Here is a 16,237-nt window from a genome sequence, read left to right on the forward strand (position 1 = left end):
CATAGAATCTCCCACGTTCTGTGTGGGAACGATCATGGGTGCTAAGGGCTCAGTGCCCGTGACTACGCCCCACATGTGAATGCTCCACTTCCGGCGCCACCGCGCCGCTGACTTCCAGCCGCTGCAAGATCCCGCATTGATCCAGGTCCGGCCCTTCGCCGCAGCGATGGCGCAGGTCGATCAGTTGCGCCTGCAACGCCAGCAGGCCGTCGATACGTGCCTTGACGTGGTGGATGTGTTCATCGATCAACGCATTGACGCTCTCGCACTGGTCCTGGGGGCTGTCGCGCAGGATCAGCAGGCTACGGATCTCCTCCAGGGTCATATCCAGGGTGCGACAGTTGCGGATGAACGTCAGCCGCTCGGCGTGGACCTGGGTGTAGACGCGGTAGTTGCCATCGCTGCGGGCGGGCTCCGGCAGCAGGCCCTCGCGCTCGTAGTAACGGATGGTCTCGACTTGGCAGTCGGTGAGTTTCGCCAGTTCGCCGATCTTCATGGCACGCCTCCGAAATAGGTGCTTGACCCTATAGTGGCTACAGGGTCTCTACTGTGCAACAGGCACTTTTCACGGACGTAACCTCATGAGCGACTCCATTCACACCCCCAAATCGGCCCACGGTCACGATCACGCTCATTCCTGCTGCGCGTCCAAAGCGGCGCCGTCCGTGGTCAACATCGGCAAGGCGCCAACGGACGGTGCGCGGCTGAGCAGTTTTCGCATCGAAGCCATGGACTGCCCCACCGAACAGATGTTGATACAGAACAAACTCGGCAAGCTCGAAGGCGTGCAGCAACTGCAATTCAATCTGATCAACCGGGTGCTGGGCGTGACTCACGACTTGCCCAGCGATGCGCCGATCATCAAGGCTATCGAGTCCTTGGGGATGCAAGCGGAACCGTTTACGGCCGGTCAGCAAGAGTCGACCAACAACCTGCCCGCACCCGCCAAGCCTTGGTGGCCGTTGGCGCTGTCCGGTGTCACCGCGCTGGGTGCCGAGGTGATTCATTTCACCAACACCGCGCCAAACTGGGTCGTCGCGTTGGTAGCGCTGGCGTCGATTCTCAGCGGTGGCCTCGGCACTTACAAAAAGGGCTGGATCGCCCTGAAGAACCTCAACCTGAATATCAATGCCTTGATGAGCATCGCCGTGACCGGCGCGGTGTTGATCGGCCAGTGGCCGGAAGCGGCGATGGTGATGTTCTTGTTCACCGTGGCTGAGTTGATCGAAGCCAAATCCCTCGACCGCGCTCGCAACGCCATCAGCGGCCTGATGCAAATGGCGCCGGAGCAGGCCACCGTGCAACAGACTGACGGCACTTGGCAGGTCCAGGCCGTCAAAGCCATCGCCCTCGGCGCGCGAGTGCGGGTCCGTCCCGGAGAACGTGTCGGCCTGGACGGTGACGTGGTCGCCGGCCGTTCGACCATCGACCAGGCGCCCATCACCGGCGAGAGCCTGCCGGTGGATAAAACCGTGGGCGACAAAGTGTTCGCCGGCACCATCAACCAGGCCGGCGAGTTGGAGTACACCGTGACCGCCGCCGCCGATCAATCCACCCTCGCGCGGATTATCCACGCCGTGGAACAGGCCCAGGGCTCCCGCGCACCGACCCAGCGTTTCGTCGATCGATTCTCGACCATTTACACTCCGGCGGTGTTCGTCCTGGCGCTGGCCGTGGCCGTCATTGCGCCCCTGTTCATGGGCGCGCCGTGGTTCGACTGGATCTACCGGGCATTGGTCCTGCTGGTGGTCGCCTGCCCGTGCGCACTGGTGATCTCCACCCCGGTGACCATCGTCAGCGGCCTGGCGGCAGCGGCGCGCAAAGGCATCCTGATCAAGGGCGGCGTTTATCTGGAGAGCGGCCACAAGCTCGATTACGTAGCCTTGGACAAGACCGGAACGATCACCCATGGCAAGCCGGTGCAGACCGACTACGTGCCGCTGGACCCGACGGTGGAAACCACCGCCAGGGCGCTGGCCGCCAGCCTCGCCGCGCGCTCAGACCATCCAGTGTCGCGCGCGATTGCCGATGCGGCTGTGGATAACCAGCGGGCACAGCACGCTGTGGATAACTTCGCGGCGCTTGCCGGACGCGGCGTGCGCGGCGACATCGATGGCCGGACGTATCATCTGGGCAACCACCGACTCGTGGAAGATCTCGGACTGTGCTCACCGGAGTTGGAAGAGAGACTTTTTGCCCTGGAGAAACAAGGCAAGTCCGTGGTGCTGCTACTCGACGGCACGGGCCCTTTGGCGTTATTCGCCGTGGCGGACACGGTGAAGGACTCCAGTCGCGAAGCCATCCGGCAACTGCACGGGCTGGGCATCAAGACGCTGATGCTGACTGGCGACAATGCCCACACCGCCGAGGCGATTGCCGAGCAGGTGGGCATGGACCGGGCCCGTGGCGATTTGTTGCCAGAGGACAAGCTGAAAGCCATCGAGGAGCTGTACGCCCAGGGTCACCGAGTCGGCATGGTCGGCGACGGCATCAACGACGCCCCGGCCCTCGCCCGCTCGGAAATCGGCTTCGCCATGGCAGCGGCCGGCACCGACACGGCGATCGAGACCGCCGACGTCGCTTTGATGGATGACGACCTGCGCAAGATTCCGGCGTTCATCCGGCTATCGCGGCAGACTTCCAGCATCCTCAAACAGAACATTGCCTTGGCGCTGGTCATCAAGGCGATCTTTCTCGCCGTCACCTTTGCCGGGTTCGCCACCCTGTGGATGGCAGTGTTTGCCGACATGGGGGTGAGCTTGCTGGTGGTGTTCAATGGGATGCGGTTGTTGCGCAAGTAAAAAGGCCAGGGTGACGCATGGCTTCATGGGGCCGCTTTGCGGCCCAGCGGGAGCAAGCTCCCTCGCCACAAGGGCAACGCATGAAGCCGCTTCAATCGCGCTTGGGCTCGCGAATCTTGTACCAGGCTACATAGAGCGCCGGCAGGAACAGCAATGTCAGCAGGGTGGCAATGATAATCCCGCCAATCATCGCGTACGCCATTGGGCCCCAGAACACTTCCCGGGCAATCGGAATCATCCCCAGGCTCGCCGCAGCCGCCGTCAACAGGATCGGCCGGCGCCGGTGCTCGGTCGCTTCCACCACCGCATCCCAGGGTTCGTAGCCGTCACGTTCATACTCATCGATCTGGGTCACCAGGATCACCGAGTTGCGAATGATAATGCCGATCAGCGCGAGGATGCCGAGGATCGCCACGAAGCCCATGGGCGTGCCCGTCGGCACCAGCGCCAGGACCACGCCGATCAGGCCCAACGGCGCGACGCTGGCCACCAGGAACAGCTTCTGCACGCTGTGCAACTGGATCATCAGGAACGTCGCCATCAGGAACAGCATCAGCGGCACCACGCTGGCGATCGGCCCCTGGGCCTTGCTGCTTTCCTCCACCGTGCCGCCGGTGGCGACCTTGTAGCCCACCGGCAATTTGGCAGCGAACTTGTCGATGTCCGGTTGCAGTTGCCGCACCAGGTCCGTCGGCTGGATTTCATCGCGCACGGCGGCCTTGATGGTAATGGTCGGCTTGCGGTCGCGACGCCAGACCAGCGGCTGCTCCAATTCATAACGCACCGTGGCGAATGCCAGCAGCGGGATCGACGTGCCGCCGGGAGTAACGATTTGCAGATTCTGCAGGGTTTCCGGCGAACCGCGTTCGGCGTCTTCGGCACGACCGACCACATTGATCAGGTAGATGTCGTCGTTGACCTGGGTTACCGGCGAACCGCTGACGATGCTGTTCATCAGCCGGGCCACGTCATCCGAAGACAACCCCAGTTGCCTTGCCTTGTCCTGGGCGATGTCGATGCGCAGCACTTTGCCCGGCTCGTTCCAGTCGTAGATGATTTCGCCGATGTGCGAGTTCTTGTCCAGCTCGGTGGCCAGTTCGATGGCGTGCTTGCGCACCTGGTCGATGTCCTTGCCGCTGACGCGGTATTGGATCGGCCGGCCCACCGGCGGCCCCATTTCCAGGGCTTGCACGTAGCTGCCTATGCCGACGAAATCTTCGCGCAAGCGCTTCTGCAAGCGTTCGGTCAGCGCCGTGCGCGACTCCAGGCCCTTGCTGACGATCACCAGTTGCGCGTAGTACGGGTTCTGCAGCTGCTGGTCCAGCGGCAGGTAAAAGCGGATCGCGCCTTCGCCGATGTAAGTGCTCCAGCGCGCCACGTCCGGGTCATCCTTGAGGGTCGCTTCCAGGCGGTCGACCGCTTTGCGGGTCTCGTCCATCGAGGCGTTCTGCGGCAGGTTGAGGTCCACCAGGATCTCCGGCCGGTCCGAAGACGGAAAAAACTGGTTCTGCACAAAGCGCATGCAAAACACCGCCAGCACGAACAGCAGCACCGTGATGCCGATAGCCCACCAGCGATTGCGCATCGCCCACAACAAGCCGCCGTTGAACGCCCGACCGATACGCCCCGGCTCGGCGCTGTGGGGTTTGATGTTGGTGCTGAGGATATGCACGCCGATGACCGGGGCGAACAGCACCGCGACAATCCAGGACACCAGCATCGCCACGGCGATGACCGCGAACAGAGTGAAGGTGTACTCGCCGGCGGAACTGGCATTCAGGCCAATGGGCACGAAACCGGCCACGGTCACCAGGGTCCCGGTGAGCATCGGGAATGCGGTCGAGGTGTAGGCGAAGGTGGCGGCCTGTTCCTTGCTGTCACCTTTTTCCAGGCGCGTGACCATCATTTCCACGGTGATCATCGCGTCATCCACCAGCAAGCCGAGGGCAATGATCAGCGCACCGAGGGATATCCGCTGCATGGTGATGCCGCTGTATTCCATGAACACGAACACCATCGCCAACACCAACGGGATCGAGCAGGCCACCACCAGGCCGGCCCGTATGCCGAGGCTGATGAAACTGACGACCAGGACAATGACCACCGCCTCGAACAAGGCACTGGTGAAACCGCCGACGGCCTCCTCCACCACTTCGGCCTGGTCCGACACCGTGTGCACGCCAACGCCCACCGGCAAGTCGGCGGTCAGTTCGTTCATGCGCGCATGCAGGGCCTTGCCGAAGTCCTGGATATTGCCGCCCTTCTTCATGGCGATGGCAAGACCGATGGCCGGCGTACCGTTGAAGCGGAACATCGGCGTCGCGGGGTCGACATAACCACGGCGGATATCCGCGATATCGGCCAGGCGATAGAACCGGTCATTGAGTCGCAGGTTGACGTTGGCCAGGTCCTTCTCCGACTGGAACTGTCCCGACGTGCGCACCGAAATCCGTTCCGGCCCGGCGTCGATCACCCCGGCCGGGGTCACGGCATTCTGCGATTGCAGGCTCTGCACCACCTGACGCTGATCGATCCCCAGGGCCGCGAGTTTGCGCGTGGAGAAGTTCAGGTACAGCACTTCATCCTGTTCGCCGACCATTTCCACCTTGCCCAGACCGGGCACGTCGCGGATCTCGGCGCGCACTTGCTCAACGTAGTCGCGCAACTGGCGCATCGACAGGCCGTCGCCAGTGAAGGCATACACCGAACCGTACACGTCGCCGAACTCGTCGTTGAATCCCGGGCCTTGCAACCCTTGGGGAAAATCGCCGCGAATGTCGTTGATCTTCTTGCGGACCTGGTACCAGATCTCAGGGATTTCCTTGGCTCCGGTGGTATCGCGCAGGTAGACGAACACCGTCGATTCCCCCGGCCGGGTGTAACTCTTCACGTAATCGAGGGAGTCGAGTTCTTCGAGTTTTTTCTCGATGCGGTCGGTGACCTGTTCGAGGGTTTCCTCCTGGGTCGCGCCGGGCCAGCGAGTCTGAATGACCATGGTCTTGATAGTGAACGACGGGTCTTCCTCGCGGCCCAGGTTCATGTAGGAGAACACGCCCATCAGCAACGCGACGAACATCAGGTACCACACGAACGACTGATGCCGCAGGGCCCATTCGGATAGGTTGAAAGGCCCTTTCATCGTGCTTCCTCGTCGAGTTTCACTTTCTGCCCTGGCTTGAGACTGTTCACGCCGGCGCTGACCACGCGATCGCCGGGCTTGATGCCGTTAGCCACCAACACTGAATCAGCCGAGCGTTCGAGAATTTGTACTTCGCGTGGCGAGACCGTCTGGTCCTGCGGGTTGATCAGCCAAATTCGCGCCTTGCCGTCGACCTCTTGCAGCGCGGTGAGCGGCAGCTCGATGCGCGGCTCGATGGCTGAACTCAGGGTCACGCTGATGGCCGTGCCGAGGCGAAAGCCCGGCGGCGTGTCGGTCAACGTCAGGCGCGCGCGACGGGTGCGGGTGGCGCTCTGGGCCTGGGGTTCGATCTCGCGCACGATGGCGGTGGTGCGGGTCGCCGGGTCCAGTTGCGCGGCGACTTCGAAGACCACGTCTTCAGGCAGGCGCTCAGCCAATCCAGCCGGCAGGTCGATCACCGCCTCCTTGATATCTGGACGAGCCAGCGTCACCACTTGCTGGCCGGCGGTCACCACTTGCCCGGCCTCGGCATTCCAGGCCGTGACGACCGCATCGTGGTCGGTATGCAGTTCGCTGTAGTTGAGCTGGTCGCGGGCTTGTTCGACCGCGGCCCGGGCCTGCTCCAGGGAGGCGGCGGTGGTCTTCAGGTCGGTCTGGGCGATGTCCAGTTGCGCCTGGGCGCCGACGCCACGGTCGAACAACTGTTGCTGGCGACGGGCATTGGCCTGGGCATTGATGTATTGCGCTTCGATTCGCGCCAGGTCGCCTTGGGCGGCGCGCAATTGGTTCTGCTGGTCGGTGGGGTCGAGGGTCGCGAGCAGGTCACCCTTTTTCACTTCGGCGCCAACGTCGACGTTGCGGCTGGCGATCCGTCCTGGCACGCGAAAGCCCATATTGGTCTCGTAGCGCGCCTGGATATTCCCGGCGAATCGGCCGAGGGCCTGCTGGTCGAGGGCCCGGACCTCAACGGACAACACCGGTCGCACCGGCTCCGGCGGCGCCTCTTCCTTCGAACAGGCGGCGAGCAGCAGGCCTGCCGAGACTATCCACAAGCGCTTCATGGCTGGGCTCCCGGCGTGGATTTTTCATAGGTATTTTCAGCAATCTCGACGCGCACGCCAGGGTGCAGCAGTTGGCCGCCAGCGGTAACCACTTTCTCGCCGCCCTTGAGCCCGTCACTGATGATGACTTTGCCGGTCAGGTAGCGACCGACCGTGACCGTATGCAACTGTGCCTTGCCCTCGCCATCTACCAGCCACACGGCCGGCTCGCTGAGGTTCTTGGTCAATGCCGACCATGGCAACTCGACGGCAGTCTTGCCGGCGGACTTGGCGGTGGCGCTGACCACCGACCCCAGGCGCATGCCTTCGGGCAAATTGTCGAGGGTCACCTTGACCTGCACCGTGCCCGTCTCGGCGGATACCGCCGGGGTGATCTCGCGCACGGTACCGGTGGTCTTGATTGCCGGGTTATCCAGCAAGCTGATGGTAATCGCAGCGTCCGACGGCGGCTCGCTCAGCAGCGATTCGTAGATGTTGAAAACGGCGTCGCGCTCGCCATCCCGGGCCAGGCTGAAGATCGGTTCCGTCGCCTGCACCACTTGGCCGACCTCAGCCTGGCGCGCGGTAATGATGCCTGGCGCCTCGGCGATCAGAGCGGTATAGCTCAGCTGTTCACGGGCGTTGGCCAGTTGCGCCTGGGCCGCCGTCAGCGCGCTCTGGCTGCTGCGCAACTGCGCCTGGGCCGCGTCGAATTCGCTCTGGCTGGTGTAGCCCTTGGGCAGGAGTTTTTGCTGGCGCACGAACGCCGCCGCGCTCTGCTTGACCCGCGCCTGCTCGGCGGCCACCTGGGCCTGGGCAGAGTCGACATTGGTCTGCAAGTCGCGCGGATCGAGCCGGGCCAGTACCTGCCGGGCCGAGACCCGGTCCCCGACATCGACCTTGCGCTCGATGATCTTGCCGCCCACACGAAACGACAGGTCGGCTTGCACGCGGGCCTGGACATCGCCGGTCAGCGTTACCGAGGCAGCGTATTCAGTGGGCGTGGCTTGCTGGATGAACACCCGTGGCAGGGCTTTGTCCTCGGGTTTCTTGTCACCACATCCCGCCAACAACGCACACACGCCCAAGCCAACAATCAATGTGATTCCGGGACCAGCCATGCAGACTCCTTTGCGTTGTACGGACGTGCCAGTGACGATACGACTGTGAGCTTAGAACAGGGTTCACCGAATGCACGGCAATGAGGCAGACTCGTCTCTGACATCCATGCAAGAAAGGAATTCGCATGCTCAAGACCCTGGCGGTGGCCAACTACCGGTCCATCAATAAGTTGGTCATTCCACTGGGCCGATTGAACCTGATCACTGGGCCCAACGGCAGTGGCAAATCCAATCTGTATCGCGCATTGCGCCTGCTCGCCGAGACGGCACAGGGCGGCGTGGTCAACGCGCTGGCTCGTGAAGGCGGACTGGATTCAACCTTCTGGGCCGGGCCGGAAGAAATCAGCCGACGCATGCGCAGCGGCGAAGTACCTGTCCAGGCGACCGTGCGCCAGGGCACCAAGCGCCTGCGCCTGGGATTCGCTGGTGAGGACTTCAGCTATTCGATTTCCCTGGGCCTGCCCGCGCCCAGCAGTTCGGCGTTTTCACTGGACCCTGAAATCAAGCGGGAATGTATCTGGGCCGGTCCGGTCTTTCGCCCCGCCAGCCTGTTGGTGGACCGTAACGGACCGATGGTTCGCGCCCGCGAAAGTCGCTCCTGGGACGTCCTGTCTCAACACACGCCGACCTTTGACAGCCTGTTCGACCAGGTCGGCAGCCTGCGGGCTTCGCCGGAAGTGTTGCAGATGCGTGAGTTCATCCGTCGCTGGCGCTTCTACGACCACTTTCGCAGCGACGCCGACGCCCCGGTGCGCCAACCGCAACTGGGCACGCGCACCCCGGTGCTGCATCACGATGGACGCGACCTGGCCGCAGCGCTGCAAACGATCCTTGAAATAGGCGACTCCGAAGCCCTGCATGCCGCCATCGGCGATGCCTTTCCCGGCGCCCGATTGCACATCGACAAACTCCATGGCGGACGTTTTGCCATTGCATTCCAGCAACATGGCCTCCTGCGGCCGCTGTCCGCCGCCGAACTGTCGGACGGAACCCTGCGCTACCTGTTGCTGGTGGCCGCGTTGCTCACACCGCGACCACCCTCGCTGATGGTGCTCAACGAACCGGAAACCAGCCTGCACCCGGACCTGCTACCAGCCTTGGCGCGATTGATTGTCCGCGCTTCGGCAAATTGCCAAGTGTGGGTCGTTTCCCATGCCACGCGCCTGATCGCCGCATTGGAGCAGGATGAGCACTGCAATTGCATCGTGTTGGAGAAGGAGCTGGGACAGACCGGAATAGTCGGGCAGCGGGCGTTGGATGAGCCGGCGTGGCATTGGCCGGACTAGCTGGCGCTGACACCGTTTCACTGGAGGCGGAGCGTCCCTGGAGGCATTCCCACGCGGCGCGTGGGAACGATAACGCCGACGCTGTATCAGCCGTCGGCGTTGGGAACTGCGAAAGAATTATCCGGTGAATCAGAACGCCGGCAACACCGCGCCGCTGTATTTCTTCTCGATGAACGCCTTCACTTCAGGGCTGGTCAAGGCCTTGGCGAGTTTCTGCATGGCCGGGCTGTCCTTGTTGTCAGGACGGGCCACCAGGAAGTTCACGTATGGCGAATCCGCCCCCTCGATTACCAAGGCATCCTTGGCCGGGTTCAGGCCCGCCTCCAAGGCGTAGTTGGTGTTGATCATGTCCAGGTCAACTTGATCCAGAACGCGCGGCAGCATGGCCGATTCCAATTCCTTGAACTTGAAGTTCTTCGGGTTCTCGGCGATGTCTTTCGGCGTTGCCAGGGCGTTTTTCGGATCCTTGAGTGTAATCAGGCCAGCCTTCTGCAGCAGGATCAAAGCGCGGCCGCTGTTGCTGCCTTCGTTGGGGATGGCGATGGTTGCGCCGTCTTTCAACTCGGACAGGCTTTTGACTTTCTTCGAGTAGCCGCCAAACGGTTCGACGTGCACGCCGATCACGGTTACCAGGTTGGTGCCTTTGCCTTCGTTGAAGCTCTTGAGGTAAGGCAGGGTCTGGAAGTAGTTGGCGTCCAGGCGCTTCTGATCAACCTGTACGTTGGGTTGGACGTAGTCGGTGAACACCTTGATTTCCAGATCCACGCCTTCTTTGGCCAGGGCCGGCTTGATCAGCTCGAGAATTTCAGCGTGGGGCACCGGCGTGGCCGCGACAACCAGTTTCTCCGCCGCCTGGGCCAGGCCCGAGGTCAGGGCTGCCGCCAATGCGGTGAACAACAGAACCTTTTTCATGCAGTGTCCTTATCGAATATCACGGTCGTCATGGACGACGGTCAAAGTAGAGTGCCAGCGAAGTGCTATCGCTGGCGTGATGCGGAAGATACCGATATTTTTTATGCCTTAACAATATCTTTTATGGAAATACATATATCAATATTGAATATGCCCAAAACATACGGACGTACCTTCGTCATGCAAATCGGATGTCCGAGCCTCGCTTCCTGACGTTGCCGTAAATGTCATCGGGCGCTTCACCGCCCTGAAGATTGCCGGCCCACTCCTGCATTTGTTGGAAATACCCTTGGGCCTTTTCAATGTACTTGTCTCTGTCAATCGCATACGTGGCGGCTTTGACGGGATAATTGGCGTAGCCCACCACATCCTTGGCCGTGAGCACGTTTCCAAGATCGTTTTGCAAGCCAATCAGGTTGCGCTGCCCTGCGCCTCGGATCAACGGGCTCGCAGACTTGGCGGAACCGCCAACCCGCGTCCCACGCAAAGCGTTGCTGCGGCCCAATGTCACGACGTCACCGAGGGAGTCGATGGTTTTCTGCAAAGCGACTGATGTGCCTTTGCCGAGCAATTTCCCCGTCAGGGAAGCGCCGCCGGACATAACGCCCAACGCAATACTGGCGTAACCCAGGATCTGCGTGGCGACGGCGTCCGGAGCCGCCTCCTCCAGCACGATCGACGCAATCGATGCCGCACCCGACACCACCTCCAGGGTCAATGCCGCTGCGGCCGAAAACGACACCCCAACCAAGGGAGCGGATGCGCCAAGCGTCACAATGGTGAACGCAACGGAAGCAATCGCGAAAGCAGCGGTAAGACCGATCTTGATCCAGCCCCAAGTGGAAACATGACCGGTCGGATCAATAAGATTGATCGGGTCTGCGAGACAATAGGCATAGGGGTTCAGGCCACCGCCATCGAACGGGCTCCAACTGTCGGGCCTATGGAAACGCATCAGTACCGGATCGTAGGCCCGATAGCCATTGCCAAGCAGGTAACAGCCGGTCACCGGATCCTGCGGTTCGCCACCGAAACCGAACAGACTGCCCAAGCCATCTGTCACCGGACGCTGCCCGTATGGCGAATAGGCGTGGTGAGTGTTGCCGCTACCAGAGAGTGCCTGAAAGACGTTGCCGCAACCGTCAGTCCTGAACAATGTTGTCTCCTGGTCCTGCGACACGGCCAGCAACTGTTGTCCCTCGCGCAGGATGCTGCGGCCGCCCTCCTGCGTTAACTCACTGCATAAGTTTTCTTCTTGGTAGAACCGCCGGCACCACTTCTGCCCTCCCCATTCAACAGCATGAATCCGATCCGATGCATCGTATCGATAGCTCGCCAATGTCGACCTGGCGTCAGCCGAACCTACGCGCTCCAGACGGCCCAATTCGTCGTAGATCAACGTGCGACCCAGTGAGTCGTTGAGCAAGTTGCCGTCGTCGTCGTATCGGAAGGTGGAATTGGCTGACACATAGGCGGGATGACTGTGGGTAACAGCGCTCAGTTGCGTTTTGTCAGGCAGGTCATATCGATACGTGGCAGTGTTCTCGCCGCCCGCGAAACGCGTAACAACCTGACGGATGTTATCGAGATAGTCATAGGTGTAATTCTGCGAAACGATGACTTTACCTTGGGCGTCCACCGGCGCCTGCTGGCCTTGGCAGGTGTAATGCGTCAACCGCCCCCGCAAGTCATAGGCAAACGTCTCGACACGCCGGACCCCGTTGGCCTTGAGCGTGCGTTGGCTGAGCTTATCGCCCGGGCCAAACGACTGGATCACCTCGACGACGTCAGTTCCCTGGGACGAGGAGCGCCGAAGGATTTCGCGGCCGAATTCGTCGTATACCAGATCGGTGACCATCGAACGGCCCGATCGAGGATCGTTGACGGTGATGCTCTTGACCTGCTCTTGGGCGTCGTACAAGTAGGTCACGGTGACGCATTCCTGAGCAGAGCCAGCAACTGGGCCTTGCGTAATTTGCGATGGGCGTCCCGCTCCGTCATAACGGCAGGTGCGTGCCGTGCCATTGACGTCGGTATGGCAAATCGGCTTACCCATCAATGAATAGGTCTGTTCACTCTCGAACCGGTCAAGTGCGGTGACCCAGGATTCCCGGCTGAGCCGACCGGAAGGACAATATTCCATGCGGCGCTGCACCAATGAATTGGCTGACTCCTGGAGCAAGCCGGTATGCGGATCAAATCTATGCTTGGTCGCAACGGGCGCTTGGCTGCCGGAACGGCTGGTGACGCGATCATCAAGCAAGGGGTCCAGGGTGAACACCAACTCCTTTCCGGCAGCCGTGCGCTTGTGCGAAGGGTTCCTGCTTGAACCGGCATAGCTCATCTGCTCGGCGCGACCGCCGCACTGATTGCCGGTGATTCGCATCAGCCCATCATAGGTACGACTCCCCACGACATAGCCGTTTGCGCTGATTTGAGTGGGATAATCGCCCTGGCTCTGCGCCGCGTATTTTTTCTCCACCACGGTACCGTCGGGTAGAGTCGTACTCAGCACGCGGCCGGCCAAATCATAGGTATAGCGGGTAACCGCACCATCGGACGCCGTTTGTTTGATACACCGTCCCAAGCCATCGTATTCATAGGCGGTAACCTCTCGAACGACGCCCGACAGGTCCACACGTTCGACGCGCGACGGTTTCTCCAGAGCGTTAATGAACGTTCGAGTCTTGCCAGCACCTTCCACCCACTCGGTACGAGTGCGCGCTACCGGGTCGATTTCATCATGAACGATCACTTGCGCGTAACGAATGCTCCGGTGCTGATGGCCCCATTCATCATAGTGATAGCGGGTGTCCAGTGTTTTGGGCTCGCCATTGAACCAATCGGTTTGCGTATCTGACCTCAGGCGACCGAGGCCGTCGTATTGCGCTTCGTAAATGACGCGCATGGGCGCGCCGGGCATATCGACGTCCTGCTTCTCGACGCGCAGGGTGCGGTCAAGTCCGTCGCTGCGGGTAATTGTGCGGCCTCCGCGGGAGTCCGTCATGGTCACGGTGACAAACCGATCAACGCCCGTAGCCGCCTGATAGCTGAACTGACGAGACGCTGCCCGGCCGGTATCGGGCATTACCGTTTCACAGATCAGTTGCCCCAACGAATCGTATTCCATGCTGACGGTATTGCCACCGGACTCACGGGTCTTGACCAGCCAACCACATTCGTCATGCCAATCTTGCCGCAGATGGCTCACGCCTTGAGCCACAAAAGTCTGGTCGGTGCGAACGTTGCCGTTTTCGTGCCGGTACGCATAACGGTGCTCACTGCGGACACCGCCCACGGTTTCCACCTTGCTTTGCAGGCGTCCATGAAAGAAATCACGAGTGTTGTTGGTATACCGCAATCGACAATCTACTCGCGGCTCGCTGACGCCATCTTCATAGAGTGTTTCGCTGGCGAGCCGGACACAATGGCGACCCGCAAGCAGTGACGGCGACTCGCTGTAGGTATAACGAACCACCGTCGTAGGCGCGGCGGCGAAGTCAGGAGCGGGAACAATGGTCTTCTGTTTGAGAAAATACGGCACACGTATAGGGCTGGCTGGACAATCCGCGCTCCCTTGCCCAGGGTAGTATTCGTAGATCTCGCGCGCACCGCACGGGCTGGTTTTCTCCAGCAAATTCCCGTGCTTATCGTAGGAGGTGCGGGTGATCTCAGTTCTGACATTATTCAAGTCTTTTGTCGTAAAAAAAGAGTCGCACACCTCGCTCGGTAATTGGAAATCATGCGGCTGCTCGTCAAAAGCTTTGCCGGCCCTGTCGTGATAACGGATGCTTCGCAGTTGTATCGTATTACCGCAGACAGTTCGCTGCGAAATCAGCGAATGAAAGCGGTTGTAGGTACGAATAGTTCGAGTTGTGACTTCTGGACCGTTTACATCTCGGGTCGTCTGGGTCTGAACGCTGTAATACTCGTAGTTCCCCCTTTCCCTATAAAGCACATCACGTTCAGCCGACCAACGAACCGTCGAACCAGCCCCTAGGAAATTGGTGCCGGAATACACATATCTAGTGGACATCCGCGGCTGCCCGTCGCCGGGATAAATGATCGATTCAGTGACATAGGGCAAATCGGACACCGGCGCCCCGGTTGGTAGCCGGTGCCCCTTAGCCTTATATACAAGGCTCTCCCGAACGCCATTCGGCTGCTGTACTTCACTCATTACCCGGAAACGATCACTGTTTGAATATAGAAAGCGCCACCTCAGCGTCGTTTTCTCCGCGGTAATCAAGTGGAGTTCTTCGAGCTCCCCGTTCCCGATTACAAACTGATATTCGATGGTTTTTGAGGCAATGTCCGGCCATACGATAATTGTCGGCCGCCCCGGTTTATCTAGCGCATAGTCAACCTGCAATACACGGCGATTCTGGTGAAGGACCGTCAGCAGTTGTCGCCGTCCTGACGCCCGATTATATTCATAAAGCGTCTCCCTGCCATCAGGACAATACTCCTTCGTCAGCAGCCACTCATTATCTCCGGCATTCAAGCGCGAAAGAACTTCAATTCTTCCATCGGCATGAACAATGGTCAGATCATTGCCCCTCACAGTGACGCTTAAGTTTTCAATTTTTTTATCATAGAGATAGGCCTCATCGCCGTGGATCCACAGCGGGTAAGTCTCTCCGTTCGTCAATGTCAATTTCTTGCGCGATTGGTCATAGTGGCAGGTGCGCAAGAACCAACCTTTCCCTAAACCAAGACTCTGATCATTGAAGAAATCATAGGAAAGCGTAACCGATATTTTGGGGCGGTCGCCTCCTTCAGCCGGCGCCGCATCCAGCGCCACACTGCAGCTATAACTACCTGTACGGGGATCCACGCCCGAACGGACAAAACTGTCAAACTTGAACGCCGCCGAGGTCAGCCGCCCCAACGCCGAAGATGAGTTATTCATCGTCCGGCCCTCGAGCAAATATGATCGACACATCCGGCTCCCCTGCGGACTCGGTCAGCCGCAAGGTCAGTCGTTGACTATTCCCATAGCTGTCGCGCACGTTCACAACGGTATCGGGAGTAGGGGTCCGGACGTCTACCCTTCCACCTCGCCTCCCATAGACGAGCACAAACACAACACTTGACGGCAGGCTTGCAGACCGCCCCCAAACATCCGGCATATCCCATTGCACTATTCCGCCCGTTCGCATACGTCTACCGTGCTCGTATCCAACAAGGTAATAACCTGAATACTCACGGTTCGAGCTGGTTACTCTAAGATGTGCCGGCATATCAGAACCCGATACGAATCCTATCTGCCGCTGGTCCACTATCAGGTTTAGCTTAAAAACCGTGACCTTACGAATATCGCCAATTTGACTGAAATTATCGTAAGAAGCGGCAGGTAGACTATATTGATCAGCACGATAGACAATGGGATCGACTGGCTGCAGTCGAAGCGTCCTATAGGTGGAATCCCACTCGCCCATTTGAAATGTTTTTCCGTCCGCTCGCGTTATGCGAGGCTGCACCGTAATCCCTGAGCGCGAGCCGGTCCTGATATAGAAATCCTTTGTATAAACATAGGGGCCCGTTGGCATCACGTCCGGGACAGGCCCATCAATAAAGGTAGGCTCCAGGAAACGACTGTCCTTTAGTTCACTGTACTGCCATGTCGTCGCTGGTGCCCAGCTTGCGTCTCGAACCAACTCTACCCCACCTAATGGTTCAATCAAAACAATAGAATCCAGCTCGGCCTGGGTCAGTGCGACACTTGCGTGGGTCACTGGATTCTCGACCTCGACGTATACCCTCACCGGCAGTTGTTGATAGCCGTTTCTATACACTCGATGAGCAGCCGACAGGGCGATGATCTTAAAATTTTTCAAACGATCCCATGCGGGCACAGTAGTTTCAAATGTCATTTTAAACCTCGGAGATTACTTAATTGAATATCGTTATGGCTGCACCTCATATTCGGCCAGCC

9 protein-coding genes are annotated in these 16,237 nt (G+C 59.9%); 2 read left to right on the forward strand and 7 right to left on the reverse strand.

What is annotated here, in order from left to right:
* Nucleotides 1–49 precede the first annotated feature (49 nt).
* Nucleotides 50–496, reverse strand: coding sequence for a Cd(II)/Pb(II)-responsive transcriptional regulator (gene cadR / locus J3P95_RS24300; RefSeq protein ID WP_434579440.1), 447 nt, complete (start codon nucleotides 494–496; stop codon nucleotides 50–52).
* 85 nt (nucleotides 497–581) lie between these two features.
* On the opposite strand from cadR, the gene J3P95_RS24305 reads away from it, so the two are divergent.
* Nucleotides 582–2,801: a heavy metal translocating P-type ATPase gene (locus J3P95_RS24305; RefSeq protein WP_434579439.1), complete on the forward strand. Its 2,220-nt coding sequence runs from the start codon at nucleotides 582–584 to the stop codon at nucleotides 2,799–2,801.
* Between the two features lie 91 nt (nucleotides 2,802–2,892).
* Here J3P95_RS24305 and J3P95_RS24310 read toward each other — a convergent pair whose 3' ends face one another.
* The 3 genes from J3P95_RS24310 to J3P95_RS24320 are packed head-to-tail and all read right to left on the reverse strand — an operon-like array spanning nucleotide 2,893 to nucleotide 8,101.
* The gene (locus tag J3P95_RS24310) at nucleotides 2,893–5,940 is read right to left on the reverse strand and encodes an efflux RND transporter permease subunit (RefSeq protein WP_434579438.1); all 3,048 of its coding nucleotides are present in this window, start codon (nucleotides 5,938–5,940) and stop codon (nucleotides 2,893–2,895) included.
* Entirely contained in the window at nucleotides 5,937–7,001 is a 1,065-nt protein-coding gene (locus J3P95_RS24315; protein ID WP_434559376.1) for an efflux RND transporter periplasmic adaptor subunit, read from the reverse strand. Before J3P95_RS24315 ends, J3P95_RS24310 begins: the two co-directional genes overlap by 4 nt.
* Entirely contained in the window at nucleotides 6,998–8,101 is a 1,104-nt protein-coding gene (locus J3P95_RS24320; RefSeq protein ID WP_434579437.1) for an efflux RND transporter periplasmic adaptor subunit, read from the reverse strand. Before J3P95_RS24320 ends, J3P95_RS24315 begins: the two co-directional genes overlap by 4 nt.
* Nucleotides 8,102–8,226: 125 nt before the next feature.
* Here J3P95_RS24320 and J3P95_RS24325 point away from each other — a divergent pair, with 125 nt between their 5' ends.
* Nucleotides 8,227–9,387 (forward strand): AAA family ATPase, encoded by a 1,161-nt coding sequence (locus J3P95_RS24325; protein ID WP_434559380.1) that lies wholly within the window; start codon nucleotides 8,227–8,229, stop codon nucleotides 9,385–9,387.
* A gap of 129 nt (nucleotides 9,388–9,516) precedes the next feature.
* Here J3P95_RS24325 and J3P95_RS24330 read toward each other — a convergent pair whose 3' ends face one another.
* The 3 genes from J3P95_RS24330 to J3P95_RS24340 all read right to left on the reverse strand — a co-directional run bounded on the left by J3P95_RS24330 (nucleotide 9,517) and on the right by J3P95_RS24340 (nucleotide 16,175).
* Nucleotides 9,517–10,299 (reverse strand): MetQ/NlpA family ABC transporter substrate-binding protein, encoded by a 783-nt coding sequence (locus tag J3P95_RS24330; RefSeq protein WP_434579436.1) that lies wholly within the window; start codon nucleotides 10,297–10,299, stop codon nucleotides 9,517–9,519.
* 178 nt (nucleotides 10,300–10,477) lie between these two features.
* Nucleotides 10,478–15,211: an RHS repeat domain-containing protein gene (locus J3P95_RS24335; RefSeq protein WP_434579435.1), complete on the reverse strand. Its 4,734-nt coding sequence runs from the start codon at nucleotides 15,209–15,211 to the stop codon at nucleotides 10,478–10,480.
* A complete protein-coding gene (locus J3P95_RS24340; RefSeq protein WP_434579433.1) occupies nucleotides 15,204–16,175 on the reverse strand; it encodes a hypothetical protein in 972 nt (323 codons plus the stop codon). Before J3P95_RS24340 ends, J3P95_RS24335 begins: the two co-directional genes overlap by 8 nt.
* Nucleotides 16,176–16,237 lie beyond the last annotated feature (62 nt).

The organism is Pseudomonas sp. Z5-35, assembly GCF_051131945.1.
Taxonomy (GTDB): Bacteria; Pseudomonadota; Gammaproteobacteria; order Pseudomonadales; family Pseudomonadaceae; genus Aquipseudomonas; species Aquipseudomonas marvdashtae.